Here is a 24,105-nt window from a genome sequence, read left to right as displayed (position 1 = left end):
ACTCAGCGCATTACCGTGGTTGCATGGAGTCATCGACGCCGGGGGTACGCGCCGCGCTCGCCGTCCCCAGCTTCCGCCGGCTCTGGATCGCGCTGTCGCTGTCCAGCCTCGGCGACTGGCTCGGGCTGCTCGCGCAGTCCTCGCTCGCGGTGTCGCTGGCCGGCGGCGGCTACGCGGGGCGCTCGTACGCGGTGGCCGGGGTGTTCGTGCTGCGGCTGGTGCCGGCGGTGTTGTTCGGGCCGATCGCGGGGGTGGTGGCCGACCGGCTGGACCGGCGCTGGACCATGGTGGCCGGGGACGGGGCGCGGTGCCTGCTGTTCGCCTCGATCCCAGTGGTCGGGACGCTGTGGTGGCTGCTGGTCGCGACCTTCCTCATCGAGATCGCGGCCATGTTCTGGATCCCGGCCAAGGAGGCCACGGTCCCGAACCTGGTGCCGCCCCGGTTGCTGGAGTCGGCGAACCAGGTCTCGCTGCTCACCGCCTACGGCACCGCGCCGCTGGCCGCCGGCGTCTTCACCGTGCTGGCCCTGGTGACGAACACGCTGGCCAACCACTTCGCCTTCTTCACCGCGAAGCCGGTCACGCTGGCCCTCTACTTCGACGCGCTGACCTTCCTGTTCTCGGCGCTGACCATCGCGCGGCTGAGCGGCATCCCGGCGCACTCGGCCACCGAGCGCGCGGCGCGCCGGCAGCACCGCGTCGACAGCCGGTCGCCGCTGCGCACGCTGCTCGACGGCTGGCGCTACCTCGCCGCCGACCGCCGGATCCGCGGCGTCATCATCGGCACCACCGGCGCGTTCGCGGCCGGCGGTGCGGTGATCGGCCTGGCCCGCACCTACGTCGGCGACCTGGACGGTGGCCAGGCCGGCTACGGCGTCCTGTTCGGCGCGGTGTTCCTGGGCCTGGCCGGCGGCATGGTGTCCGGGTCGCGGGTGCTGGCCGGGCTGTCGCGCGAGCGGCTGTTCGGCCTGGCGATCACCGGCGCGGGGCTGGTGCTGTGCGTGTTCGCCGTGGTGCCGAGCCTGGTGGTGGGCGTGGTGTGCGCGCTGGTCGTGGGCTTCCTCGGGGGGACGGCGTGGATCACCGGGCAGACCATGCTCGGCCGGGACGTCGCCGACGAGCTGCGCGGCCGCACCTTCGCCTTCGTGCAGTCGCTGATCCGGGTGACGCTGGTGCTGATCCTGGCGGTGGCCCCGGCCGTGGCCGGTACGGTCGGGGCTCGCACGATCGACCTGCCCGGCCCGGCGTCGATCACGTACGGCGGCGCCGCCATCACCTTGTTCGCGGCCGGTCTGATGGCCGCGGGCGTCGGGTGGGTGGCATACAGGATGATGGACGACGTGCCAGGGAAATCGTTGCGGAAGGAACTGAGGGACGCGCTCCGGCGCTCCCCCTCGTCGACGCGCGCCGCCGGAGGCGGGCGCGGGACGGCGCCGGCGGCTGAGCCGGAAGGCGGTGCCGGCCTGCCGCCGAGCCCGGGACGGCGCACCTATCCGGGCACCTTCATCTCCTTCGAGGGCGGCGACGGCAGCGGCAAGTCCACCCAGCTGGCGGCCCTCGCCGAGTGGCTGCGCGGCCGCGGCCACGAGGTCGTGGTCACCCGCGAGCCCGGCGGCACGGCGCTCGGCACCGAGGTGCGCGGCATCGTCCTGGACGCCCGCAACGCCGGCGCCATCTCCCCGCGCGCCGAGGCCCTGCTCTACGCCGCCGACCGCGCCGACCACGTGGAGCGCGTGATCCGTCCGGCGCTGGAGCGCGGCGCGGTGGTCCTCACCGACCGCTACATCGACTCGTCGCTGGCCTACCAGGGCGGCGGCCGCGAACTCTCGCAGCGCGAGGTGGAGCTGCTCTCGCGCTGGGCCACCCAGGGCCTGATGCCCGACGTCACCATCCTGCTGGACCTGGACCCGACGGTGGCCGCCGGCCGCCGCACCGGCCCGGCCGACCGCCTGGAGCTGGAGTCGGCGGACTTCCACCGCCGGGTCCGCAACCACTACCTGGAGCTGGCCGAGGCCGATCCGCAGCGCTTCGTGGTGATCGACGCCGCCGCGCCGATCGACCAGATCACCGGCCGGATCCGGGCCCGGCTGGAGGGGCGGATCCACCTGTCCCGCACCGAACAGGCCGAGGAGAGCGCCCGCCAGGAGGCCGACGCCGCCATGCTGGCGCGGCTCCGGGCCGACCAGCTGGCGCTGCTGTCGGAAGAGGAGCGGCAGCGGGCCGCCGCCGAGGCCGAGCGGCAGGAGCGGGAGCGCGCGGCCCGGGAGGCGCGCGACGCGGCCCGGCACGAGCACCGGCAGCGGCTCGAGGAGAGCGCCGCCCGGGCCGAGCGGGAGGCGGCGGCACGGGCCCGCGAGGCCGCGGAGCGGGATCTGGCCTCGAACATCGCGCGGGCCGACAAGTCCGCGGCGCCGCCGGACCAGATCGCGACCGGCGCCCGGGCCGCGGCGCAGGCCCAGGAAGCCCGGGAGCAGGCTCGGGAGCAGGCGCGCGAACAGGCGCGCCCCCAGTCCCCCGCGCAGCGTCCCGAGGACCACCGCACCGACCCTCAGCGCCCCGACCCTCAGCGTCCCGACCCTCAGCGCACTGAACCTCAGCGCACCGAATCCGCGGACATCGCGGCGCCCTCCGCCCGCGGCGAGTGGGAGGTCCCGGACTACGTCTCCGAGCCCGAGTTCGACGACGAGGGCGAACCCGAGGGCCTGTCCCTGGCCGACGAGCTGCTCGGCGCGCGCCGGCAGCCCCGCCCGCACGGGTCCCGGGAGGATTCGTGAGCGCCGCCGGCGGCGGGACCGCCTTCGAGTCCTACGGCGTCTGGACCGACCTGGTCGGCCAGGACCACGTCAGCTCCGACCTGGTGCAGGCCGCGCTCGGCCACGGCATGACCCACGCCTGGCTGCTCACGGGCCCGCCCGGCTCCGGCCGGTCGACGGCGGCCCGCGCGTTCGCCGCGGCGTTGCAGTGCACGACCCCCGGCGAGCCCGGCTGCGGTCACTGCCTGGGCTGCCGCACGGTGCTCGACGGCACCCACCCGGACGTGCTCCAGCTGGCCACCGACCAGCTCTCGATCGGCGTCGCCGACACCCGCCACCTGGTGCGCCGCTCGTCGATGACGCCGGCCTCGGGCCGCTGGCAGGTGCTGCTGATCGAGGACGCCGACCGGCTCACCGAGGCGGCCGGCAACGTCCTGCTGAAGGCCGTCGAGGAGCCCTCGCCGCGCACCGTGTGGATCCTGTGCGCCCCGGGCCGCGACGACATGCTGCCGACCATCCGCTCCCGCTGCCGCCACCTGCTGCTGCGCACTCCGCCGTCGGCGGCGGTGGCCGAGATCCTGGTGCGGCGGGACGGCGTCGACCCGGTCCGGGCCCGCGAGGCGGCCCGTGCCGCGCAGGGCCACATCGGCCGTGCCAAGCGCCTGGCCACCGACGACGAGGCGCGGGCCAAGCGCGCCGAGGTGCTGGCCCTGGCCTCCTCGCTCACCGACATAGGGTCGGCGCTGGCGGCGGCCCAGAAGCTGGTCGACGCGACGATGGCGGAGGCCAAGCGCACCGCCGAGGAGCGCGACGCGGTCGAGACCGCCGAACTCCGTCTCGCCCTGGGCTACCAGGAGGGCTCCCGCAAGGCGGTGCCCGGCGCGGCCGGCGCCTTGAAGGAGCTGGAGACGCGGCAGAAGAAGCGCGGCACCCGCATGCAGCGCGACTCGCTGGACCTGGCCCTGGTCGACCTCGCGGCCTTCTACCGCGACGTCCTCGCGGTCCAGCTCGGCGCGCTCGGCGGCCCCGCCGGCGACGTGACCGAGCCGATCCACGACGACCAGTACGCCGCGGTCCGCAAAGTGGCCGCCACCGGGTCGCCCGAGGCCACGCTGCGGCGGATCGAGGCGGTGCTGGAGTGCCGGAAGGCGATAGAGCGGAATGTGGCGCCGCTGCTGGCGGTGGAGGCCATGGCGGTGAGTCTGCGGTAGGGCGGCGCGTTCCCTGCGCGGCAGCGGCCCCTACACCGCCACCCGCCACGGCCGCACCGCCGCCACCGGCGTCGCCTCCCGAGCGGCCCGTTCCCGGTGCTCCTTGGGGCTGATCCCGCGCACCCGCTTGAAGGCGGCGCTCAACGCGAACGCGCTGCCGTACCCGACCTGCTCGGCCACCGACGCGATCGTCGCCGCGGGATCGCACAGCAGGTCGGCGGACAGCGCCAGACGCCAGTTCGCCAGGTACGCCATCGGCGGCTCCCCGACCTCCGTCGTGAAGCGGCGCGCCATCGCCGCGCGTGACACGTGTGCGGCGTCGGCGAGCTCTGCGACGGTCCACGGATGCGCCGGGTCGTCGTGCATCAGCCGCAGCGCCGTCCCCACGACCGGGTCGTCCTGCGCGCGGTACCAGGCCGGCGTCTCCACGTCCGGCCGCGCCAGCCAGGTCCGCAGCGCCACCACGGTCAGCAGGTCCAGCAGCCGGTCCAGGACGGCGTCCTGCCCCGGCGCGTCCCGCGCCACCTCGGCGCCCAGCAGCGGGATCAGCGGCGTGTCGCACTCCCCGTTGCGCAGCACCGCCAGCGGCGGCAGCGCCGCCAGCAGCGGTGCGCAGATCTCGCTGAGCACCTGGTAGGTACCGGTCACCAGCACCGTGGCGCCGTCCGGGGCGTTGCCCCAGCTGCGGGTGCCCAGCGTGCGCAGGTCCCCCAGCTCCTCGCCGGACGGCGTCGTGCAGCGCTGTCCGGGGTGGATCACGGCCTGCGGCGCGGTCTCCGGGGCGTCGGCGAACACGTACGGGTCCGGGCCGCGCAGAATCGCCAGGTCCCCGGGGTGGAGCTCGGTCGGCGGCGCGGTTTCGGGCACCACCCACGCCGTCCCGGAGACCACCGCGACCAGTGTCAGCGGCGCGCGGTCCTGCACCCGCAGCGACCAGGGCGGCGTCAGCAGTGAGCGGAGGAGGAAGGCCCCCTCGGCGCGCGGCCCGTTCAACAACCCGGCGATCACGTCCATCCCTCGACTGTAGACGATGGCGTATGGATGTGTGGAGTCTGAGCCATTCTGCATCTCACTTCGGACCGGTGTACTGGAGCACATGAACGAGAACACGAGCGAGAACACGAGCACCGCCCAGACCGCCGCCGACTCCACCACCGCCCCGCTGACCCTGGTCCTCGGCGCCTCCGGCAAGACCGGCCGCCGTGTGGCCGAGCGTCTGGAGGCGGCCGGAGCGGACGTCCGCCGCGGATCGCGCAGCGCGAGCCCGGCCTTCGACTGGGAGGACCCGGCGACCTGGCCGGCCGCCCTCGAAGGCGTCTCCGCCGTCTACCTGTCCTTCTTCCCCGACCTGGCCGTGCCCGGCGCGCCGGAGGCCATCGCGGCCTTCGCCGAGCAGGCCCGGCGCGCCGGCGTCCGCCGCGTGGTCCTGCTGTCCGGGCGCGGCGAGGTCGAGGCCCAGCGCGCCGAGCAGGTGATCGCCGGGACGGCCTTCGACTGGACCGTCGTGCGGGCCAGCTGGTTCGCGCAGAACTTCTCCGAGGGCGCGTTCCTGGACGCGGTGCTCTCCGGCGAGGTGGCGCTGCCGGTCGGGGACGTCGGCGAGCCCTTCGTCGACGCCGACGACATCGCCGACGTCGCGGTCGCCGCGCTCACCGAGGACGGCCACCACGGCCGGGTCTACGAGGTCACCGGGCCGCGCCTGCTGACCTTCGCCGAGGCGGTCGCCGCGATCGCCCTGGCCACCGGGCGCGAGATCGCCTTCGTCCCGATCCCGCTGGACGCCTTCACCGGCTACCTCGCGGAGGCCGGGGAGCCGCAGGAAGTCATCGACATGCTCGCCTACCTCTTCACCGAAGTCCTGGACGGCCGCAACGCCCACGTCACCGACGGCGTGTTCCGCGCCCTGGGCCGTCAGCCCCGCGACTTCGCCGACTTCGCCTTCACCGCCGCCGAGAACGGGGCTTGGAAGTGACCGCGAACACCAGAGGAGCCGCCGTCCTGACCTCGGCCACGGTCGTCACGGGCCTGATCGCCGGCACCTACTACGCCTTCGCCTGCGCCGTGATGCCGGGCCTCGGGGCTTCCGGCGACCGGACCTTCATCGAGGCCATGCAGAACATCAACACGAAGATCGAGAATCCGGTGTTCTTCCTGAGCTTCTTCGGAGCGCTGGTGCTGCCGGCGTGGGCCCTGCGCAAGTACTGGAACGACCGCCGGCTGCGGATGTGGATCGCCGCCGGGCTCGGGCTCTCCGTGATCGGCCTGCTGACCACGATGGGGATCAACATCCCGCTGAACAACGACCTGGCGGCGGCCGGGAACCCGGCGAAGATCACCGACCCGGCGGCGGTGCGGGCGCACTTCGAGAACACTTGGAACACGTGGAACATCGCGCGGGCCGTGCTCAGCACTGGAGCGGCCGCCTGCCTGGCCCGGGCGATGCTGCTCCTCGGCAAGAGTGGGCGGGAGCAGGCGCTCTACCCGCCGGTCCTGGAGCGGAACCAGACCTGGGCGCGCGTTTGATCAACACGGAGCACCACCGCGGAGGGCCCTGCGGGATTCGTTAGAGAATCCCCAGGGCCGTTTCGCTTTAGCGGGCTATCCCTCGGAAACGCAGAAGGGATGTCCTTCGGGGTCTGTGAGGACGGTCCATCCGCTGCCGCCGGGCTGGAACTCCGGGAGCTTCGCGCCGGCTGCCAGCAGTTCGCGGACTGCCGCCTCCTTGTCGGCGGCCTTGAAGTCGAGGTGCGCGTGCTTGGCCGGGTCCGGCCAAGACGGACCCCGGTAGCCCTCGACTCGTTGGAAGCCGAGGCCGACCGGGCCGTCGCCGATATAGACGAAGTCGCCGTCGGACTCGGAGATGCTCCAACCGGTCGCGACGCAGTAGAACTCGGCCAGCGCGACCGGGTCGGCGCTGTCGAACATGATCGTGGAGAGTGTCACAGGGGCGTTCATGGGCACGAGGATGTCCCGGCGGCGCGGTCGCGGTCTTGAAGATTCTTGCTGGCAGCGTCTGTCAGAGGCGGCCCGTACCGTCGGAAGGGTGCAGACCGCCGTCACGCTCGCCGCCCGGCCCGAGTTCTCGGTGCACGAGGTGACATGCCTGGGTGGTCATGCGGCCTGGTCTCCCAGTGAGGAGCACCAGGCGCACCGGCTGGTGCTCGTCCGGCGGGGACGGTTCCGGCGGGCGGTGAACGGCGCCGAATCCGACCTGGACCAGACGACCGCGTATCTGGCCGCACCCGGAGAAGAAGAACGATTTGCGCATCCAGCAGGCGGAGACCTGTGTACCTCGATTGCGTTCTCTGCGGATCTATGGGGACGGCTCCCTATAGGGACTTCCGTATATGTAGACGCGCGTATGGAACTTGCGCATAGACGACTGCTTATAGCCGCGGCTACCGGAGACCCAGACTATGCGACAGCCGAGGAACTTCTGAAGCTGGTAGCGATCGCAGCGGGTTTCACAACTCGGGCTCTACCGACCGATGACACTTTGGCGGCCGCGGCTCGGGACGCGATCATCGCCGACGTCCCGCAGGCGGCGAGCCTCTGCTCGCTCGCCGATCTGCTCAGCGTGTCACCGTTCCGGCTCAGCCGAGTCTTCTCCCGGCGGACCGGGGTGTCGCTGACCCGCTACCGGAACCGCGTGCGCGTGGGGCGCGCCATGGAGCGCCTCGGCGGCGGCGAGACGGCCCTCGCCGACCTCGCTGCCGAGCTCGGCTTCGCCGACCAGGCGCACCTGACGCGGACCGTCCGGGACCACGTCGGCCACACACCGGTGGCGCTGCGCCGACTGCTGACCGGCGGGAACGGCGGGTGAGCAGGCGAAGGCCCCGCAGGATCCTGATCAATCCGGCGGGGCCATATGCGCGCTCTTCACTTGTGTCCCCGAATGCAGGAGGAGGGCAGCCTGCCTACACCCGGGCCGACTGGGCCGGCGCCCGCAGCCCGTGCCGGTTCAGCGGTACCGTCGCGACCTGCCGTAAGGGCTGTGAGCCGGGCGGCACGGCCGCACCCGCCGAGGCCGGTGCCGGGGCCGCCGCAGGGGCCGGAGCCGGGGCTGGCACGGAGCCGGCCGGAGCGCCGGGCCCGGCCGCGACGGTGGCGTACGCCGCCTCGGCGAGCAGCAGCCGCAGCTTCATGGCCTCGGCCAGCTTGCCCGGATCGTCGTCCTGGCCGCCGTAGGGCACGTCGATGGTCTCGATGACGCAGCGCGCCACCTCGTTGCCGGCCGCCTCGGCCAGGGTTCGGGTGAACGCCACCGCCGCCTCGTGGAACGGGGCGGGCTCCTCGGCCGCGGCGCGCATCCGCTCCAGGGCCGCGGCCAGCTGCTCGCGCTGCGGCGGGTGGATGCGGCGGGCGGCCAGCTCGGCCATCAGCGTCAACAGGGCGGTGCGCACCTCGCCGAGCTCCTCGACCAGCTCGGGGGAGGACTCGTACTCGAGCTGGACCGAGAGGACCAGCGGGTCGAGCAGGTTCCACTCGGCCTTGGGGCGCACGGTGGTGCCGCGGCCGTGCCGGATGCGCAGCACCCGCTTCTCCTCCAGGGCCTTGAGGGCCTCGCGCAGGATGGTGCGGCTGACCGCGAACTCGGCCGCCAGGGCCGCCTCCGGGGGCAGGTCGGTGCCCGGCGGGAACTCGCCTTCCAGTATGCGCAGCAGCAGCCGCTCGACGACGGCGTTGGCGAGGCGGGCGGGCCGGATGACCCGGTGGACGTTCCATCCCTCGACGTACATGCTGCTGGTGCTCCTCGGATCGTACTGCTCGCGTCGCTGGATGCGGGGCATCCAGCCATCCGGTGTGATGTACCGACTTGCGCGCCAATGTACGAGCCGAGGTCTGCTCAAGGCAGCTTTCTGAGGGCTATTCCATCCTAAATGATGAATCCGCGCCCGCCTGGTCGGCGCGCTGTCGCCGTCGACGCTTGATCAGCAGGAACAATGTCAGAGCGGTGATCACCGGAAGCCAGCGGCTCTTCTCGTAACGGCCCTGCCAGACCGGCTCCAGCGGATCATCGGAAAGGGAATCGTCGCCGGTCGATTCCCGTGATTTATCGGACGGCTCCGGAGCGGTCGACTCGGATTCGATCTCAGCCTCAGCCTCAGCCTCGGCCTCAGTGTTCTGCGAAGCCTCGACGGTTTCCGGCGTCTCGGGCGCTTCCGAGACTTCCAGGACCTCCGAGTCCTCTGAGTCTCCCGAGTCCTCCGAGTCCTCCGAGCCCTCCGATGCCTCCATGGCTCGCCCGGCGGCCTCCACGGCCTCCAGGTAGTCCGCGGCCAGCACGTCCACCCACGTCGCCGCCAGCTGCGTGACCGCCGCGTGCCAGTCCTCCCGCGCGAACTCCAGCGCCCGCCCGGACAGCTCCAGCTCCGGCACCACCGAGACCAGCGTCCGCTCCCCCGCGTCGCCGGCCGGCGCCAGCGTGATCCGCAGATACCCGGCCAGCGCGCCGTTGCCGCGCGCCTGGGCGGCGTCCACGGCGATGTCCAGCGTGCCCCTGTGCGCCTCGGCCCCCGCTATGCAGCCGGTGCCGCGGTAGGTGATGGTGTTCCCGGCGGTACCGGCGCCGACCCGCAGCTTGAGGCGGCCGGCCACGACGTCGCCGGCCACGCCCTCGGGTCCGTCGGCGGGCGGTACGGGGTGCACCGCGTCGACCGTCAGCCCGGGAACCGCGCGGGCCATCTTCTCGGGATCGGTGAACGCCAGCCACAGTGTGCGGTGCCGCACCGGCACCTCGACTTCGAACGTCATCGCGTACCCACCCCCTTGCCGGATGTCGGCCGCGTGCGCACGGCCGCTCGAACTGCGTGCCTGGTGGCACGTTACCAGCGCTTGGACATCCCGCGGCTGACCTTGGTCACCAGATTCCGGGGGACGAGCTTGGCGACCGCGGTGAGCGCCTTGTACTGCACACTCGGGACACTGATCGGCACCCCGCGCCGCAGGTCCTTCAACGCGCCCTCGACGATCTCGTCGGCCTCCAGCCACATCCAGCCCGGGATGTCGGCGGTGTCGATGTCCGCCCGCTCGTGGAACTCGGTGTGGGTGAAGCCCGGGCAGACGGCGATCACCCGCACGCCGGTGCCGTGCACCTCGGCGGCGACCGACTCGCTGAAGTTGGTGACCCAGGCCTTGGCCGAGCTGTAGGTGCCGCGCGGCACGAAGCCGGCGACCGAGGAGACGTTGATGATGGCGCCGCGGCCGCGCTCGATCATTCCCGGCAGCGCCGCGCGGGTGAGCCGCAGCACGGCGCGCACCAGCACGTCGAGCAGCATCTCCTCGTCCTCGACGGGATGCGACAGGAAGGCCGTGCCGTGGCCGAAGCCGGCGTTGTTGACCAGGACGTCCACCCCGCGCAGCGGGTCGGCGAGCCGGTCCTCGACCAGCGCGCGCCCCTCGGTCGTGGCCAGGTCGGCGGGGAGCACCTCGACGTTGCCGGCCCCGAGCTGCTTCAGCTTGGCGGCACTGTTCTCCAGACGCTCGACGTTCCGGGCCACCAGCACGAGGTCGTAGCGGGCCGCCGCGAAACGGCGGGCGAACGCGGCACCGATGCCGGCCGTCGCCCCGGTAATCAAGGCCGTCGTCATGGTCTCAAGCCTGGCATGCCCCCTCCGGCGCCACCAGAGGGGGGTGCCGGTGCAGGACCGTCCTGGTGGCGACCACGTCCCCGCCGCCGACGGCGTGCGGGTAGGTGTGCCAGGTGCGCCAGAGCACCCCGTGCAGCCGGGCCGGCAGAGGCTCGACCACCACGGCCGTGACCGCGTCGGGGATGGAGGGGAAGACGGCGACCGTGGCGTCGGGCAGCGCGCCGGCGTAGTCGTGCAGCGCGAGCGCCCAGGCCGGGAAGTGCTCGGCGTCGACGGCCCGCACCTCGCAACGCACTTCGTAGTGGTAGCCGTCGTCCAGCTCGCGCTCTATGGCGATGGGCAGCGGTCCGGGAGCGGGTTCACGGCAGGCGACCGTCTCCCGGCAGATCAGCCGTTCCCCGACGCGTACCAGGATCTGGTGCGACGCCCCGAGGATGCGGACCTCGACGTCGAGGAGACCGACGGGGTGGAGGCCGGTGTGTAAGGGAGGTTGGTCTGGGGCTTCCAGGGACCAGGAGAGTTCTGATGCGCGGACATCCCTATAGGGGACCGATAAGGGGGCGATCACTCTCAGTCAACGAGTCAGCCGGTTCCACGGTCACGAGAAAAGCGTATGGTCCGATGAATCGATGACGGGCGGCCGAGGCCCCGGCGGACCGGCGCCTAGCGCCGTCGCCCCTTCCCGTTGCCGCCCTTGCTCCCGCTCCCCTTGCCTCCCTTGCCGCCCTTCCCCTTGCGCTCGCGGCCCTCCCGGCCGTGCTCCGTCTCGCGCGCCATCACATGCTTACGGCGGCCGACCATCGGCAGGCCGACCATGCCCAGACCGGCTCCGGCCAGGCAGGTGTAGAGCCACCAGCCGTGGCCGTCGGCGATGAGGCTCTTGCGGAAGGGCAGCAGGACGACGAAAGCAGCAGCCCACAGGCCGATGCCGATCCAGATAACCTTTGCCTCGTTGATCTGCATCGGCTCCAGTTTGGGGCGGCCGGCGCGTCCTCGGGGGGCCGTGCGCCCGGACGGGTCACGCTCCGGCGTGCCCTCCGGTTCCTCCGCGCGGCGCCTGCGGCCCTGGGTTGTCATGTGGACAGGATATCGGCGGGTGATCTCACCGGGTGAGGAGTAGGGGTAGCGGTGACAGTTCAGGTGGGTGGCGCCGGGTCTCCCGGTGGGGCTGGGGTGGCCGAACGCGTCTTCAAGGTGCACGAGCGGGGATCGTCGTTCGTCCGTGAGGTCCGGGGCGGGCTGGCCACGTTCTTCACCATGGCGTACATCCTGGTGCTGAACCCGATCATCCTGGGCGGCGCCAAGGACAAGTTCGGGCACACGCTGAACCACACGGCCCTCGTCACGTCCACCGCGGTGGTGGCCGGGGTGATGACGCTGATCATGGGCGTGGGCGGGAACCTGCCGCTGGCCATCGCCGCCGGGCTGGGGCTGAACGGGGTCGTGGCCTTCACCCTGGCGCCGACCATGTCCTGGCCGGACGCGATGGGACTGGTGGTGCTGGAGGGCCTGGGCATCTGCCTGCTGGTGGTGACCGGGCTGCGGCAGAAGATCATGGACGCCATCCCGCTGGCCATGAAGAAGGCGATCGGCGTCGGCATCGGCCTGTTCATCGCCTTCATCGGCCTGGTCGACGCCGGCTTCGTCGGCAAGGGCGCCGGCACCCCGGTGACCCTGGGCGCGGGCGGCACCCTCAAGGGCTGGCCGATGTTCGTCTTCTGCGTCGGACTGCTGCTGACCTTGTGTCTGCTGGTCAAGCGCGTCCCCGGCGCCCTGCTGATCTCGATCGTCAGCACCACCGTGCTGGCCATCGTGGTGAACGAGATCGCGACCGTCCCCGACGCGGCCTGGGGCACCATCGCCCCCAAGGTCCCGCACGGCGTCGTCGCGCATCCGAACTTCAGCCTGCTCGGACAGTTCAGCCTGTTCGGCGGCTTCCACACCGCGGGCTTCCTGACCGCCCTGGTCTTCGTCTTCACCCTGATCCTGGCCGACTTCTTCGACGCGATGGGCACCATCATCGGCGTCAGCGGCGAGGCGGGCCTGCTCGACGACCGGGGCCGCCTTCCCGGCATCGGCCGCGTCCTGTTCATCGACGGCCTCGCCGCCTCCGCCGGCGGCGCGGGCTCGGCCTCCTCCAACACCTGCTTCGTCGAGAGCGCCGCCGGCGTCGGCGAGGGCGCCCGCACCGGCCTGGCCAACCTGGTCACCGGCGTCCTGCTCTTCCTGGCGGCGTTCCTGACCCCGGTCCTGACCATCGTCCCCTCCCAGGCCGCGGCCCCCGCCCTGGTCGCCGTGGGCTTCCTGATGATGACCCAGGCCAAGGACATCAACTGGGACGACTGGGAGATCGCCGTCCCCGCCTTCCTGACCATCGCCCTGATGCCGTTCACCTACAGCATCACCAACGGCATCGGCGCCGGCTTCATCCTGTTCTGCGTGCTGAAGGTCGTGCTCGGCAAGGCGCGGGACGTGAACTGGCTGATGTGGGTCGTGGCGGCGTTCTTCGTGGCGTACTTCGCGCTGGATCCGATCAAGCAGGCGCTGGGGATCGAGTGATCAGAGGACGGTGAGACCGGTCAGATCGATTTCGAGAGGGAAGGGGCGGCTTGTCTTGAGCAGTCCTCGGTGTACAGCGACGAGGTGATAGGTACCGTCGGACGCGAGTTCGTGGGCGTGGACGACGGGTTCCCCGGCTTCGTTCTCGATCCGCCAGAAGTCCGGGATGCCGGCGGCCGCATAAAGCTGGGGCTTGCGTTCCCGGTCACGGATCTCCGATTCCTGGGACACCACTTCGACGACCAGGATGGCCTCAGCCACCGGCAAGTCCGTCTGTTCAAGACCTCGGAAGGCTGCTTCGGTGACGACCGACAGATCAGGTTCCGGCCGCTGCCTTGGAGCCAGGGTAATGGTCATCTCGCGCATGACAACCAGACCATCAGGAGCCTGTCGGCGTAACTCGTCCCTGAGCCCGTCGATGACGGCCATGTGGAACATCGATTGCGGACTCACGAATACCAGGCTCCCGTCGATCAGCTCAGTGTGCGGAGGCAGATCGGGAATCCGGTCGAGGTCTTCGGCTGTGTAGCCCTCCTCGGGAGGGGTGAGCCACTCAGGCAGCCGCACTGCAATCATAAGCACAGGGTACCTCCAGGAACAGATTGTTGCTCTGCCGATACCCAGTGTGCACACACCAGCGAACCCCCGCGCCGATAACAGCGGCAATCACTCATTCAGCCCATTGCCAGGCTTCGAACAAGCGCGACTACCGCCCTCGCGCCTTCACCAGCCCCGTCTCATAAGCCAGCACCACCGCCTGCACCCGGTCGCGCAGTCCGAGCTTCATCAGGATCCGCCCCACATGGGTCTTCACCGTGGCCTCGGACAGGAACAGCTTCGACGCGATCTCCGCGTTCGACATACCCTGCGCGACCAGCAGCAGCACCTCGTGCTCGCGCTCGGTCAGCACGTCGAGCTCCGGCGGGGCGGGTTCGGACTCGGACGGGAGCAGCGGGGCGAACTTGTCCAGCAGGCGCCGCGTCGTCGACGGCGCCACGACCGCCTCGCCGCTGTGCACCGCGCGGATCGCGGCGAGCAGGTCCGGGGGCGGGACGTCCTTCAGCAGGAAGCCCGAGGCTCCCGCCTTCAGGGCCGCGAAGGCGTACTCGTCCAGGTCGAACGTGGTCAGCATCAGGACCCTGGGCCGCTCGCCGCGCACCACCAGTTCGCGGGTGGCCGCGACGCCGTCCAGGCGCGGCATGCGGACGTCCATCAGCACCACGTCCGCTTCGAGGGTGCGCATCAGGTCCAGGGCCGCCTGGCCGTCGCCGGCCTCGCCGACCACCGCCATGTCCGGCTGGCTGTTCAGCACCATGCGGAAGCCGGTGCGGAGCAGTTCCTGGTCGTCGACGAGGACGATGCGGATGGGGCCGGTGGGCTCGGGGGCGTCGTAGGGCGCCTCCGGGAGGGTCTGGCTCAAGGTGTTGACTCCTGGGGTTCGGCCGGCGGTGCGAACCGGTCGGCGGATTCCGATGCGGACTCCGGAGCGGGGTACGGCAGGATCGCCTCCACAGCGTAGCCGCCGGAGATGTGGGGCCCGGAGACGAGCGTCCCGCCGAAGACCGACACCCGCTCGCGCATCCCGACCAGACCGTGGCCCATACCGTCGGTCGGGGCGGCGGCGCCGCGGCCGTTGTCCACGATCCGCAGCAGCAGACAGTCGTCGGTGTAGACCAGCCCCACCGAGGCCCGCACCTCCGGGCCACCGTGTTTGCGGGTGTTGGTCAGCGACTCCTGCACGATCCGGTACACCGCCAGCGCCAGCCCGGTCGGCATCTCCCAGGGCACGCCCTCCACCGTCAGCGTCACCGGCAGCCCGGTCGAGCGCACTTGCTCCAGCAGATCGCCCAGCTGCTCGATGCCGGGCTGGGGCGCGTAGTTGCCGGCGTCGTCGGCCGAGCGCAGCACGCCGAGCATGCGTCGCATCTCCGTCAGGGCCGTCCGCCCGGTCTGCGAGATCGCCAGCAGCGCCTTGCGCGTCGCTTCGGGGTCCTGGTCCAGCGCGTACGTCGCGCCGTCGGCCTGCACCACCATCACCGACACGTTGTGCGCCACCACGTCGTGCAGCTCCCGGGCGATGCGCGCCCGCTCGGCCGCCGCGGCGATCTGTGCCTGGGCGTCCCGCTCCCGCTCCAGCCGCTGAGCCCGGTCCTCCAGTCGCACGTAGTACTCCCGTCGGTAGCGCATCGAGTCGCCCATCACCCAGAACAGGCCGATCAGCCCGCCGACCAGGATGGCGACTATGACGAAAGTGCCCCAGTCGACATGGTTGTCCCCGAAGGCGGCGGGGTTCGCCCGGCACGCCGACCGGTACCCCTCCGCCACCGTGTCGCAGTTGTTGTCGTCGTAGGCGTGGATGATCTGCAGCTGGATCAGCGCCCCGGCCAGCGTCAGCAGCATCGCCGGGATCGACCACCGGCGCGGGCGGTACGCCGCGACGGTGTACAGGTAGATCAGGAACGCCGCGTCGACGATGTTGAACGCGACCTTGCCCCCGAAGAACCCGAGGAACGCCGCCGACGAGGCCACCGCGAACACCGCCAGCGGCCAGCGCCGCCGGAACACCAGCGGCACCGCGATCGCCACCGTCAGCGGTACCACCAGCGCCCGGTTCAGCGGAGTGGCGCCATCGCCGGCGGACAGCGCCGACACCACTCCGAAGAACAGCAGAAACGCGGCGGGCAGGCCGTCGATCAGCTTCGGATGGCGCTGGATCCAGGCGTACAAACGGGACACGCCCCCAGCGTAGGCGCGCCCCAACTCGCCCGACATGGCGCGCCGGGATGATCCGGCGGTCATCCTCAGGTCGCACGAGCTGCGCGATAGCGTGACGCCTGTGACGGAATGGGTGACGTGGCGCACAGCGATGGAGCGCGCCCTCTACGGTGACGACGGCTTCTACCGCCGCCCCGGCGCCGGCCCGGCCGCGCACTTCCGCACCTCCGCGCACAACCCGGTGTTCGCCGAGGCCGTCGGCCGCCTGCTGCTCCAGGTCGACGAGCGGCTCGGACATCCGGACCGGCTCGACTTCGTCGACCTGGCCGCGGGACGTGGCGAGCTGGCAGCCGGTGTCGCGGAGTGGCTGACGACCCGGTCACCGGACACCGCCGCGCGGCTCCGCACGATCGCGGTCGACCTCGGCCCGCGGCCGGAAGGACTGCCGGAGACGGTCGCGTGGGCCGCCGAGGCCCCGGACGGGATCGTCGGCCTCCTGTTCGCCAACGAGTGGCTGGACAACGTCGTCTGCGACGTCGCCGAGGTCGACGAGGACGGCGTGGTCCGCCTCGTCGAGGTGGACCCGGCGACCGGTGCCGAACGACCGGGCGCGCCCCCGGACCCGGCCCAGCGCGCGTGGCTGGCCCGCTGGTGGCCCCTGGACGGCGCCGGCCCCGGCGCGCGCGCCGAACTCGGCCTGGACCGCGACGCCGCGTGGCGGTCCGCCGTCGGCCGCCTGGAGCGGGGCCTGGCGGTCGCCGTCGACTACTCCCACACCGCCGCCTCCCGCCCCCGTTTCGGCACCCTCACCGGCTACCGCGACGGGCACCAGGTGCCGCCCGTCCCGGACGGCTCCTGCGACATCACGGCGCACGTGGCGCTGGACGCGTGCGCGGCAGCCGTCGCCGCTCCCTCCTCCGGCGTCGGGACCGTCCTCACCACCCAACGGGAGCACCTGCGCGATCTGGGAATCTCCGGTACGCGCCCCGACCTGTCGCAGGCTTCGACGGATCCGCTCGGGTATCTCCGAGGCCTGAGCCGTGCCTCGGCCGCCGCCGAACTCACCGATCCGGACGGACTGGGGGCGTTTGGCTGGCTGCTGACGTTCTCCGACTGCTGAGACGGTTTTCCGCCAATCGGACGGGGTAGAACATACGATCGAGGTGTTCGGCGGTCAGCGCCGAACGCCCCCGGACAACACCCTCGCAACGATCCTCGGCGCACCGGTTTCCGCCACCCGGCTTTGGGGTAGAGCGTCCGATTGCGCCCCGACTTTGTCAGACCCGCTCGATAGAATGTGTGTATGACAGCATTCTTCAGCAAGAAGGATCTGGAGCGGCTGGCCGGGCCGCGCGCCTATCAGCGGGGGGTAGCCTCCGTCCCGGCCGTCGACGCCCTCGGGACCTCGGGGGCGGAGATCACCGCGACCGTCTACGGTTCCGAGCCGTGGCAGGTGCGGCTGGACCGGCGGCCCGCCGGCCTGGACTTCTCCTGCGACTGTCCGCGCGGGATGGCCGGGGACTTCTGTCGCCACTGCGTCGCGGTCGGGCTGGTCTACCTGGACGGCCCGGTGTCCAAGAACCGCAGCGCGGAGGTCGCCGCCGCACAGCGGGAGATCGCGGGCCTGCGGCGGCTGCTGGGCATCCTGGACCGCGAGGACCTGATCACGCTGCTGCTGGACTGCGCCCACGACGACCACGACCTGCGCCGGCACCTGGCGGCCCGGGTGGACGCGCTGGTGCAGCCGGGCAGCGACGTCAACGACACCGAGCTGCGGCTGGCCGACGTCCGGGCGCTGACCGACCCGGCCAGCGCGATCCCGGTCTACAAGAAGCACATCGAGGCCCGGATAGCGGCCCGCAACCGCCGGGACTACGCCGAGGCCGCCCGCTACCTGCAGCACCTGAAGGCCGCCTACCAGCGGCTGCACCGCAAGTCCGAGGCCGTGGCCTACATCGAGGGGCTGCGCGCGGCCAACGCGCGCAAGCTCAACCTGCTCGAGGAACTGGCCAAGCGCGGGCTGTAGCGGTACGCGAACGGCCGACGGCCGCCATGGGGTGGCGGCCGTCGGCTCCCCGTTCGCCGGGCCCGGCTCGGGCCCGTGAGGGCTTCCCAGCCCCATGCGACTCGCTCAGCCGGCCCAGCCGCGCTCAGTCCTGCTCAGCCCTACCCAGGCCTACTCAGACCTGCTCAGACCTCGTCGTCCGCATCATGATCCGCACCGTGCCCCGCCGCCGCCGCGGCCAGCCGCTCGCGCCGCTTCATCAGCACGAACCACAACACCAGCGCCAGGCACACCGCGAACAGCCCGGCCGCGACCAGGATCGTCGCGCTCGCCGACCCCGTCGACGCGCTCGGCGTCCCCGCGGCGACCGGCGCCCCGTCCAGAGCGGTGTCCGGTGTCGCCGCGGTGGCGGTGGCCGGCGTCGCCGACGGCGTGGCGGTCGGGGTGCCGGTGGCCGACGACGCCGGGTCCGAGGGCGACGACGCCGAGTCCGACGGGGTGGCGCTCGGCGACGTCGTCGACGTCGCGGTCGGGGTCGGCGCCGCCACCGGCTGCACCGTCAGCGTCCCCCCGGTGGACTGCCGGTCGGCGATCGTCAGCCCGATCGGCCCGAAGCCGAGCGGCACCGGGTTCACCGCCGCCGTCCCGGAGTTCAGCGTCATCCGCGCGGTCAGCTGCACCGAACCGCCGGCGGGCAGCGCCAGGTCCGGGAAGACCGTCCCGCTCACCCCGCCGGTCACCGAAGGGTCGGCGTCCACCGGGACCGTCTGCCACGACCCGCCGACCTGCGCCTCCAGCTTGATGTCGGCGGCGCCGAAGCACTTGCCGGTCTGCGGGCACGCCTTCAGGTACAGCTTCACCGGCACGTGCGCGTAGTCCACGTCGGTCGGGTTCGCCAGCCGCCCGGTCACCACCAGCGGCGTCCCGGCCTGCACCGCGGCGGTCAGCCCGTCGGCCCGGAACGTCGGCTCGGTCACCGGCGCCGTGCCGACCGCGGTCGCCCCGTTCGCCGCGGCCGCCACCTTCACGTCGTCCAGCACCGTCGTCCCCGGCGACACCCGCAGCCGGACCTGCTGCGAGCCCCCGGCCGGCACGGCCACCTGGACCGACACGTTCAGCGACGTCCCCACCGCCGGTCCCACCGGCACCGGCCGCCAGTCGGCCGTGTCCGCGTCGTACCGCTCGACCCGCAGCGGCATGCGCGTCACGCCGCCGCCCTCCGCGGTCAGCGTGGTGTCCACGGCGCCGGTGTAGCCCTGGCCCGCCGTGTCCTTGGCCGTGACGTCGATCTCGCGCCCGGCCAGTTGCCGCCCCGGCAGATCCACCGGCAGCTGCCTGGGCAGCGTCAGCGTCAGCTGCACGCCGTTCGCCGCCACCCCGCTCACGGTCTGGACGGCCGGCGTCGCCGGCGGCGTGGCGACCGGTCCGGATCCGTCGTCCGCCGCCGCGGCCGCCTCCGCCGTCATCGCACCGGCCACCGCCAGACCCGCCGTCAGACCCGCTGCCAGCACACGGAGCCCTCGCCTCATGTCCGTCCCCTGATCCCGCCCGTCGGCCCGCACGGCCCGGGCCTCCCACCTGCAAGACGCGAGAGGGGCGCGGAGGTTGCGTTCCGTCATCGAACCGTGATCGACGGAGATCCCGCCGCGGACCGCCCATGCCGGCCCCGCGCAGGCCCCGCGCCCGCCCGGCGCTCCCCCGCGCCGGACCGGCGCCCCGGCCGGGCCCGTGCATGAGGCAAAATGACCGCCATGACCTCCCAGCAGCTCACCGAGCGGATCGCCGGCACCGGAACCGGGCTGGAGACCACCGACATGGTGCTCAACATCGGCCCGCAGCACCCGGCCACGCACGGCGTGCTCCGGCTGCGGCTGGTGCTGGACGGCGAGCGCATCGTCTCGGCCGAGCCGATCATCGGGTACATGCACCGCGGCGCCGAGAAGCTGTTCGAGGTGCGCGACTACCGGCAGATCATCGTGCTGGCCAACCGCCACGACTGGCTGTCGGCGTTCGCCAGCGAACTGGGCGTGGTGCTGGCCGTCGAGCGGATGCTGGGCATGGAGGTGCCGGAGCGCGCCACCTGGGCCCGCACCCTGCTCGCCGAGCTCAACCGCCTCCTCAACCACCTGATGTTCCTGGGCTCCTATCCGCTGGAGCTGGGCGCGATCACGCCGATCTTCTACGCGTTCCGCGAGCGCGAGGAGATCCAGGCGGTGATGGAGGAGATCTCCGGCGGCCGCATGCACTTCATGTTCAACCGGGTCGGCGGCCTGAAGGAGGAGCTGCCGCTGGGCTGGACCGGCCGGGTCCGCGACGCGGTGGCCCTGGTCCGCTCGCGCATGGCCGACATCGACCGGCTGATCACCGGCAACGAGATCTTCCGCGCCCGCACCCGCGGCGTCGGGGTGCTGACCCCCGAGCAGATCGCCGCCTACGGCGTCTCGGGCCCGATCGCCCGCGCCTCCGGCGTCGACTTCGACCTGCGCCGCGACGACCCCTACCTGGCCTACGGCGAGCCGGAGCTGCGCGACCGGCTGAAGGTCGTCACCCGGGACGCCGGCGACTGCCTGGCGCGCTTCGAGGTGCTGCTGGACCAGGCCCACGTCTCCCTGGACATCGCCGAGGCCTGCGCCGACAAGCTGGACGCGCTGCCGGCCGGCCCGATCAACCAGCGGCTGCCGAAGATCCTCAAGGTGCCGGAGGGCCACACGTACGCGTGGACCGAGAACCCGCTCGGCATCAACGGCTACTTCCTGGTCTCGCACGGCGACAAGACCCCGTGGCGGCTGAAGCTGCGCTCGGCGTCGTTCAACAACATCCAGGTGCTCTCCGAGGTGCTGCCCGGTCACCTGGTGGCGGACATGGTCGCGATCCTCGGCTCGATGTTCTTCGTGGTCGGGGACATCGACAAGTAGCCGCCGGACACGCGTAGGCCCCGCCGGAACGACGGGGCCTCACGGGGGCGGGGGCGAAACGACGCCGAGCGCCTCAGGCGGTGCCGGTCTCCCGGTGCTCCACCTTGCGCATCTGCTGCGTCTCGTCGTGCATCGTCAGGTCGATCGGGGCCGCGCCCCGGGTCTCGGCGCTGAGGTACGGCCGGTACAGCCGCTCCGGCGGCACCGGACGCGCCGAGGGCACCGGGGTCAGGCCGTCCTCACGCTGGCGCGGCACGACCACGCCGGGCACCGTGTACGGCTCCGCGCCCGGGCCGGCGATCGCCCCGGCCACGTCGAACCCGACGTCCTCGCGCACCGACAGCACCGCCGGGCGCAGCGGCCGCGGGGCGTTCGCGGGCTGCTCGTACGCGGCGGCCAGGATCGGCGAGGGCTGCACCGGGACCGCGGCGGCCGGGCGCAGGTCGATCTCCTTGCCGGTGTGGGCGCCGCGGCTCTGGGCGGGGCGGGTGTCGTGGCCGTTCGGGCCGGCGTGGCCGCCCCGGCCGCCGGAGACCGCGTGGTTGCCGTAGTCGTCCTCGAAGGCCTGGACCGAGTCGTAGACCGCGTCTTCGTACACTTCCGCGTAGACCGCGGGCTCCTCGTAGACCTCGACGGCCCCGTAGCCGTCGTAGCCGGCGTGCGCGCCGTAGCCGTTGAGGGCGTCGTACGAGCTCTGATAGGCCGGGGTGTACGCCGCGGCGTAGCGCGCGTCGTGCACCGCCACCGGCTCGAAGGTCTGGCCCGGCTCGAACGGCTGCACCTGGGCGAAGGACTGCACGGCCGAGCGCGTCAGCTCGGCGGCCGCGGTGGTCTGCTGCACCCAGGCCGACAGCACGGCCAGGTCGTGCTCGGCGCGCACCCGCGCGGCCTCCGAGGCGTCGGCCCGCGCCTGCTCGGCGGAGACCCGCTGCTCGAAGAGCACCACGATCTCCTCGGCGGCCAGCACGTCGGTCTTCAGCTGCGAGATCTGCTTCTCCCGGCGCCCGACCTCGTACCGCAGCTCGGCGGCGTGGTCGTCGCGCAGCCCGGCGACCAGCTCGCGGCGCGTGCTCCGGTCCCGCCGCACGGCGAGCATCGCCAGCGAGGAGAACACCGCCCCGGCCGCGGCCATGCCGACGCCCAGGCGCAGGTGGAAGGGGTCGTCCCAGACGAGCATGGTCGCGATCCCCGCGGCCGCGCCGGTCAGGGACGTGGTGGTGGCGACGATCGAGGGCCATGCCGGGCCGGCTATGTCGCCCCCGCGCCGCTGGGCTTGAAGCTGCCGAGCGTGACGCATGGCCGAAGGCTACTGGTTGCGACCTCGCACGGACAAGCGAAACGTACGAGCGATACCGGAACCGCGGGTATCAAGATCTTGCAATTGCGCAGAGACCGGACATAACGGAGCGTGTCAGATCCCTGACCAGCTCAGTGCCCCGCACCGGTGCGCCGGACCGGGTACGTGCCCTCCGGCCGCTTCCGGACCGAAGCCGACCCCGAGCGGGGCGGCGAGGAGGTCTTGTTCCCGTTCTTCGGCAGCCCGTCCTCCGGGCCGCTGGGCGGCACCCGCAGCACGTACTCCAGGTACAGCGCCGCCGCCACCAGCGCGACGCCGGCCAGCACGGTGACGCCGCAGACCACCGCACGGCTGCGGTAGACGTCGATGTCCAGGTTCCCCAGCAGGTAGACCGCGTAGCCGGCGTAGACGCCGGAGACGATCGCGCCGACCATCGAGGACGCCTTGGCGAACATCACGGCGCGCGCCGCCTGCAACGGGTCCACCGGCTTGGCCGGGCGCTGCCCGGGCAGGATCGGCGGCGCCGGCTCGCCCTCCACGGTCCGCCGCACCGCCTCGCGCTGCGCCTTGAGCCGCGAGCGGAAGGCCAGGGCGGTGGCCAGGATGATCGCGGCCAGGATGGCCGGGGTCAGCGGTGCGGAAGCCGGGACGCCGGGCGGCGTGCCGTAGTGCGACCAGAGCTGGACGCCGCCGTACGACAGGGCGCCGGTCACCAGGAACGCGGTCACGAGTGCCAGGGGGCGGGTGGGCTTCACAAGTCCACGGTACGCGGACGGCGGCCCGGGCCGCGAGCCGCTCGGCCGGGTGATCGCCGGGCTCAGGAAAGCACCAGCTCCAGGTCCTCCCGGCGGACCGCGCCCTGCGCCTCCGCGCCGCCGAGCCCGGCCAGCAGCTCGGCGATCGGCCCGGCGCCGGCCAGCACGTCGTCCGGCCGCACGTCGTGCCACGGCGCCAGCACGAACGCGCGCTGCGCGGCCCGCGGGTGCGGCAGCGTGAGCTCGGCCGCGGCCGAGACCAGGTCGTCGACCTGGACGATGTCGATGTCGATGGTCCGCGCGCCCCACCGCGTCTCGCGGACCCGGCCCAGGGCCTCCTCGATGGCCTGCGCGCGCATCAGGAGCATGTCCGGCGACAGCGCCGTCACCACGCCGACCACCGCGTTGAGGTAGTCGTCCTGCGGCTCGGCGCCCTCCTCCAGCAGCGGGGCGGTCTCGTAGACCGGCGAGATCCAGGAGATGGTCAGGCTGGGCGTGTCGGCCAGCGAGTCCACGGCCGCCTGCAGGTTCTCCAGCCGGTCGCCCAGGTTGCCGCCGAGCGCCAGCACCGCGGCGTGCATCCGCGGCGCGTCGGTGAGGGGGACCTGGTTCATACCGCCGACCCGCCGTTCTCCGGCGGCCGCTCCATCGCGTCCGCCAGGTCCTCCCGTGTCCGCACCACGGTCACGGTGACGTCCTCGAACGGCACCGTGATCGGCGCGTCCGGTTTGTGCAGCGTGACCTCGACCTCCTCCACGAGGGGGTACTCCAGGCACGCGACGGCCATCCGGGCCACCAGCGTCTCGATCAGGTTGACCGGCTCGCCCTCGATCAGCGCCACGATCCGTTCGGCGACCTCGCCGTAGTTCACGGTGTCGTCCAGCGCGTCGGAGGCGGCCGCCCGCCGGGTGTCCAGACCCAGCGTGACGTCGACCAGGAAGGTCTGGCCCTTCTCGCGCTCGCGCTCGAAGACCCCGTGGTGGCCGCGTCCCCGCAGGCCGTGCACTGTGACCCGGTCGAGGCGCTTTGGTTGAGTAGACATCACGACGAACATACCGGGGCGCTCCGCGGGGCGCCGTCCCGGGATCGCCTGGACGGGCTGACCTGCGAAGAAGATCGAACTGGTCCGGCCGGTCCGCATCCGGTCCGCGGCCGGTCGCCCGCCTAGGGCGTGGGTTGGCTGTGGCCGGTCGTCCGGCGCCGCCGGGCGCCGCCGATCAGCCGTCGCGCCCCGTCCGACTTCTCAAACGCGCCCTAGTCATTCCGGCCCGTTGCCGGCGCCGCCTGGTCGGCGCGAAAATGTGC

General features: G+C 72.4%; 24 protein-coding genes. 9 read left to right on the top strand and 15 right to left on the bottom strand.

Going from position 1 to position 24,105, the window contains the following annotated elements; translation table 11 throughout:
• Nucleotides 1-23 precede the first annotated feature (23 nt).
• Both tmk and ABD466_RS29975 read left to right on the top strand, forming a co-directional pair.
• On the top strand, nucleotides 24-2,774 hold the full coding sequence (gene tmk, locus ABD466_RS29980; protein ID WP_344660566.1) for a dTMP kinase: 2,751 nt from the start codon (nucleotides 24-26) through the stop codon (nucleotides 2,772-2,774).
• Nucleotides 2,771-3,964 carry a DNA polymerase III subunit delta' gene (locus ABD466_RS29975; RefSeq protein WP_344660565.1) on the top strand — a complete coding sequence of 398 codons (1,194 nt, stop codon included), beginning with the start codon at nucleotides 2,771-2,773 and terminating at the stop codon, nucleotides 3,962-3,964. The genes tmk and ABD466_RS29975 overlap by 4 nt, the downstream gene beginning before the upstream one ends.
• A 30-nt stretch (nucleotides 3,965-3,994) precedes the next feature.
• Here the strand turns inward: ABD466_RS29975 and ABD466_RS29970 are convergent, their stop codons facing one another.
• The gene (locus tag ABD466_RS29970; RefSeq protein WP_344660564.1) at nucleotides 3,995-4,978 is read right to left on the bottom strand and encodes an AraC family transcriptional regulator; all 984 of its coding nucleotides are present in this window, start codon (nucleotides 4,976-4,978) and stop codon (nucleotides 3,995-3,997) included.
• An 82-nt stretch (nucleotides 4,979-5,060) separates the two neighbouring features.
• On the opposite strand from ABD466_RS29970, the gene ABD466_RS29965 reads away from it, so the two are divergent.
• A complete protein-coding gene (locus ABD466_RS29965) occupies nucleotides 5,061-5,936 on the top strand; it encodes an NAD(P)H-binding protein (RefSeq protein WP_344660563.1) in 876 nt (291 codons plus the stop codon).
• Nucleotides 5,933-6,487 carry an anthrone oxygenase family protein gene (locus tag ABD466_RS29960; RefSeq protein ID WP_344660562.1) on the top strand — a complete coding sequence of 185 codons (555 nt, stop codon included), beginning with the start codon at nucleotides 5,933-5,935 and terminating at the stop codon, nucleotides 6,485-6,487. Before ABD466_RS29965 ends, ABD466_RS29960 begins: the two co-directional genes overlap by 4 nt.
• A 75-nt stretch (nucleotides 6,488-6,562) precedes the next feature.
• Here ABD466_RS29960 and ABD466_RS29955 read toward each other — a convergent pair whose 3' ends face one another.
• Entirely contained in the window at nucleotides 6,563-6,919 is a 357-nt protein-coding gene (locus ABD466_RS29955) for a VOC family protein (RefSeq protein ID WP_344660561.1), read from the bottom strand.
• Nucleotides 6,920-7,460: 541 nt separating this feature from the next.
• On the opposite strand from ABD466_RS29955, the gene ABD466_RS29950 reads away from it, so the two are divergent.
• A complete protein-coding gene (locus tag ABD466_RS29950; protein WP_344660560.1) occupies nucleotides 7,461-7,787 on the top strand; it encodes a helix-turn-helix domain-containing protein in 327 nt (108 codons plus the stop codon).
• A gap of 94 nt (nucleotides 7,788-7,881) precedes the next feature.
• On the opposite strand, the gene ABD466_RS29945 is transcribed toward ABD466_RS29950, so the two are convergent.
• The 5 genes from ABD466_RS29945 to ABD466_RS29925 form a co-directional block, all read right to left on the bottom strand.
• The gene (locus ABD466_RS29945) at nucleotides 7,882-8,754 is read right to left on the bottom strand and encodes a FadR/GntR family transcriptional regulator (protein ID WP_344660559.1); all 873 of its coding nucleotides are present in this window, start codon (nucleotides 8,752-8,754) and stop codon (nucleotides 7,882-7,884) included.
• A 76-nt stretch (nucleotides 8,755-8,830) separates the two neighbouring features.
• Entirely contained in the window at nucleotides 8,831-9,718 is an 888-nt protein-coding gene (locus ABD466_RS29940; protein WP_344660558.1) for an SRPBCC family protein, read from the bottom strand.
• 71 nt (nucleotides 9,719-9,789) lie between these two features.
• Complete coding sequence (locus tag ABD466_RS29935) at nucleotides 9,790-10,554, bottom strand: SDR family NAD(P)-dependent oxidoreductase (RefSeq protein ID WP_344660557.1); 765 nt, start codon at nucleotides 10,552-10,554, stop codon at nucleotides 9,790-9,792.
• A 4-nt stretch (nucleotides 10,555-10,558) separates the two neighbouring features.
• Nucleotides 10,559-11,122 (bottom strand): DUF2617 family protein, encoded by a 564-nt coding sequence (locus ABD466_RS29930; RefSeq protein ID WP_344660556.1) that lies wholly within the window; start codon nucleotides 11,120-11,122, stop codon nucleotides 10,559-10,561.
• A 95-nt stretch (nucleotides 11,123-11,217) separates the two neighbouring features.
• Nucleotides 11,218-11,631, bottom strand: coding sequence for a DUF2530 domain-containing protein (locus tag ABD466_RS29925; protein WP_344660555.1), 414 nt, complete (start codon nucleotides 11,629-11,631; stop codon nucleotides 11,218-11,220).
• Nucleotides 11,632-11,682: 51 nt separating this feature from the next.
• On the opposite strand from ABD466_RS29925, the gene ABD466_RS29920 reads away from it, so the two are divergent.
• Nucleotides 11,683-13,113, top strand: a complete 1,431-nt coding sequence (locus tag ABD466_RS29920) for an NCS2 family permease (RefSeq protein ID WP_344660554.1) — start codon at nucleotides 11,683-11,685, stop codon at nucleotides 13,111-13,113.
• Here ABD466_RS29920 and ABD466_RS29915 read toward each other — a convergent pair whose 3' ends face one another.
• The 3 genes from ABD466_RS29915 to ABD466_RS29905 form a co-directional block, all read right to left on the bottom strand.
• Nucleotides 13,114-13,689 (bottom strand): Uma2 family endonuclease, encoded by a 576-nt coding sequence (locus ABD466_RS29915; RefSeq protein WP_344660553.1) that lies wholly within the window; start codon nucleotides 13,687-13,689, stop codon nucleotides 13,114-13,116.
• 130 nt (nucleotides 13,690-13,819) lie between these two features.
• Nucleotides 13,820-14,533 carry a response regulator gene (locus ABD466_RS29910; protein ID WP_344660552.1) on the bottom strand — a complete coding sequence of 238 codons (714 nt, stop codon included), beginning with the start codon at nucleotides 14,531-14,533 and terminating at the stop codon, nucleotides 13,820-13,822.
• Nucleotides 14,530-15,849, bottom strand: coding sequence for a sensor histidine kinase (locus tag ABD466_RS29905; protein WP_344660551.1), 1,320 nt, complete (start codon nucleotides 15,847-15,849; stop codon nucleotides 14,530-14,532). Before ABD466_RS29905 ends, ABD466_RS29910 begins: the two co-directional genes overlap by 4 nt.
• A gap of 91 nt (nucleotides 15,850-15,940) precedes the next feature.
• Between ABD466_RS29905 and ABD466_RS29900 the strand changes: the two genes are divergently transcribed.
• Together ABD466_RS29900 and ABD466_RS29895 are read left to right on the top strand one after the other, a co-directional pair.
• Nucleotides 15,941-16,948, top strand: coding sequence for an SAM-dependent methyltransferase (locus ABD466_RS29900; protein WP_344660550.1), 1,008 nt, complete (start codon nucleotides 15,941-15,943; stop codon nucleotides 16,946-16,948).
• Nucleotides 16,949-17,131: 183 nt separating this feature from the next.
• Nucleotides 17,132-17,854, top strand: a complete 723-nt coding sequence (locus tag ABD466_RS29895; protein WP_344660549.1) for an SWIM zinc finger family protein — start codon at nucleotides 17,132-17,134, stop codon at nucleotides 17,852-17,854.
• A gap of 164 nt (nucleotides 17,855-18,018) precedes the next feature.
• Here the strand turns inward: ABD466_RS29895 and ABD466_RS29890 are convergent, their stop codons facing one another.
• Nucleotides 18,019-19,362, bottom strand: a complete 1,344-nt coding sequence (locus tag ABD466_RS29890; RefSeq protein WP_344660548.1) for an LPXTG cell wall anchor domain-containing protein — start codon at nucleotides 19,360-19,362, stop codon at nucleotides 18,019-18,021.
• A gap of 213 nt (nucleotides 19,363-19,575) precedes the next feature.
• Here ABD466_RS29890 and ABD466_RS29885 point away from each other — a divergent pair, with 213 nt between their 5' ends.
• Complete coding sequence (locus ABD466_RS29885) at nucleotides 19,576-20,748, top strand: NADH-quinone oxidoreductase subunit D (protein ID WP_425558782.1); 1,173 nt, start codon at nucleotides 19,576-19,578, stop codon at nucleotides 20,746-20,748.
• 73 nt (nucleotides 20,749-20,821) lie between these two features.
• Here ABD466_RS29885 and ABD466_RS29880 read toward each other — a convergent pair whose 3' ends face one another.
• The 4 genes from ABD466_RS29880 to folB all read right to left on the bottom strand — a co-directional run bounded on the left by ABD466_RS29880 (nucleotide 20,822) and on the right by folB (nucleotide 23,842).
• Nucleotides 20,822-22,045 (bottom strand): hypothetical protein, encoded by a 1,224-nt coding sequence (locus tag ABD466_RS29880; RefSeq protein ID WP_344660546.1) that lies wholly within the window; start codon nucleotides 22,043-22,045, stop codon nucleotides 20,822-20,824.
• A gap of 131 nt (nucleotides 22,046-22,176) precedes the next feature.
• Nucleotides 22,177-22,800, bottom strand: coding sequence for a DUF3180 domain-containing protein (locus ABD466_RS29875; RefSeq protein ID WP_344660545.1), 624 nt, complete (start codon nucleotides 22,798-22,800; stop codon nucleotides 22,177-22,179).
• Nucleotides 22,801-22,862: 62 nt separating this feature from the next.
• Nucleotides 22,863-23,414, bottom strand: coding sequence for a 2-amino-4-hydroxy-6-hydroxymethyldihydropteridine diphosphokinase (folK, locus tag ABD466_RS29870; RefSeq protein WP_344660544.1), 552 nt, complete (start codon nucleotides 23,412-23,414; stop codon nucleotides 22,863-22,865).
• Nucleotides 23,411-23,842, bottom strand: a complete 432-nt coding sequence (gene folB, locus ABD466_RS29865) for a dihydroneopterin aldolase (RefSeq protein WP_344660543.1) — start codon at nucleotides 23,840-23,842, stop codon at nucleotides 23,411-23,413. The genes folK and folB overlap by 4 nt, the downstream gene beginning before the upstream one ends.
• Nucleotides 23,843-24,105 lie beyond the last annotated feature (263 nt).

The organism is Catenulispora subtropica (assembly GCF_039531675.1).
Classification (GTDB): Bacteria; Actinomycetota; Actinomycetes; order Streptomycetales; family Catenulisporaceae; genus Catenulispora; species Catenulispora subtropica.
Note: the sequence above shows the minus strand (reverse complement) of the source record. Positions and strands in the feature narration are given on the sequence as shown.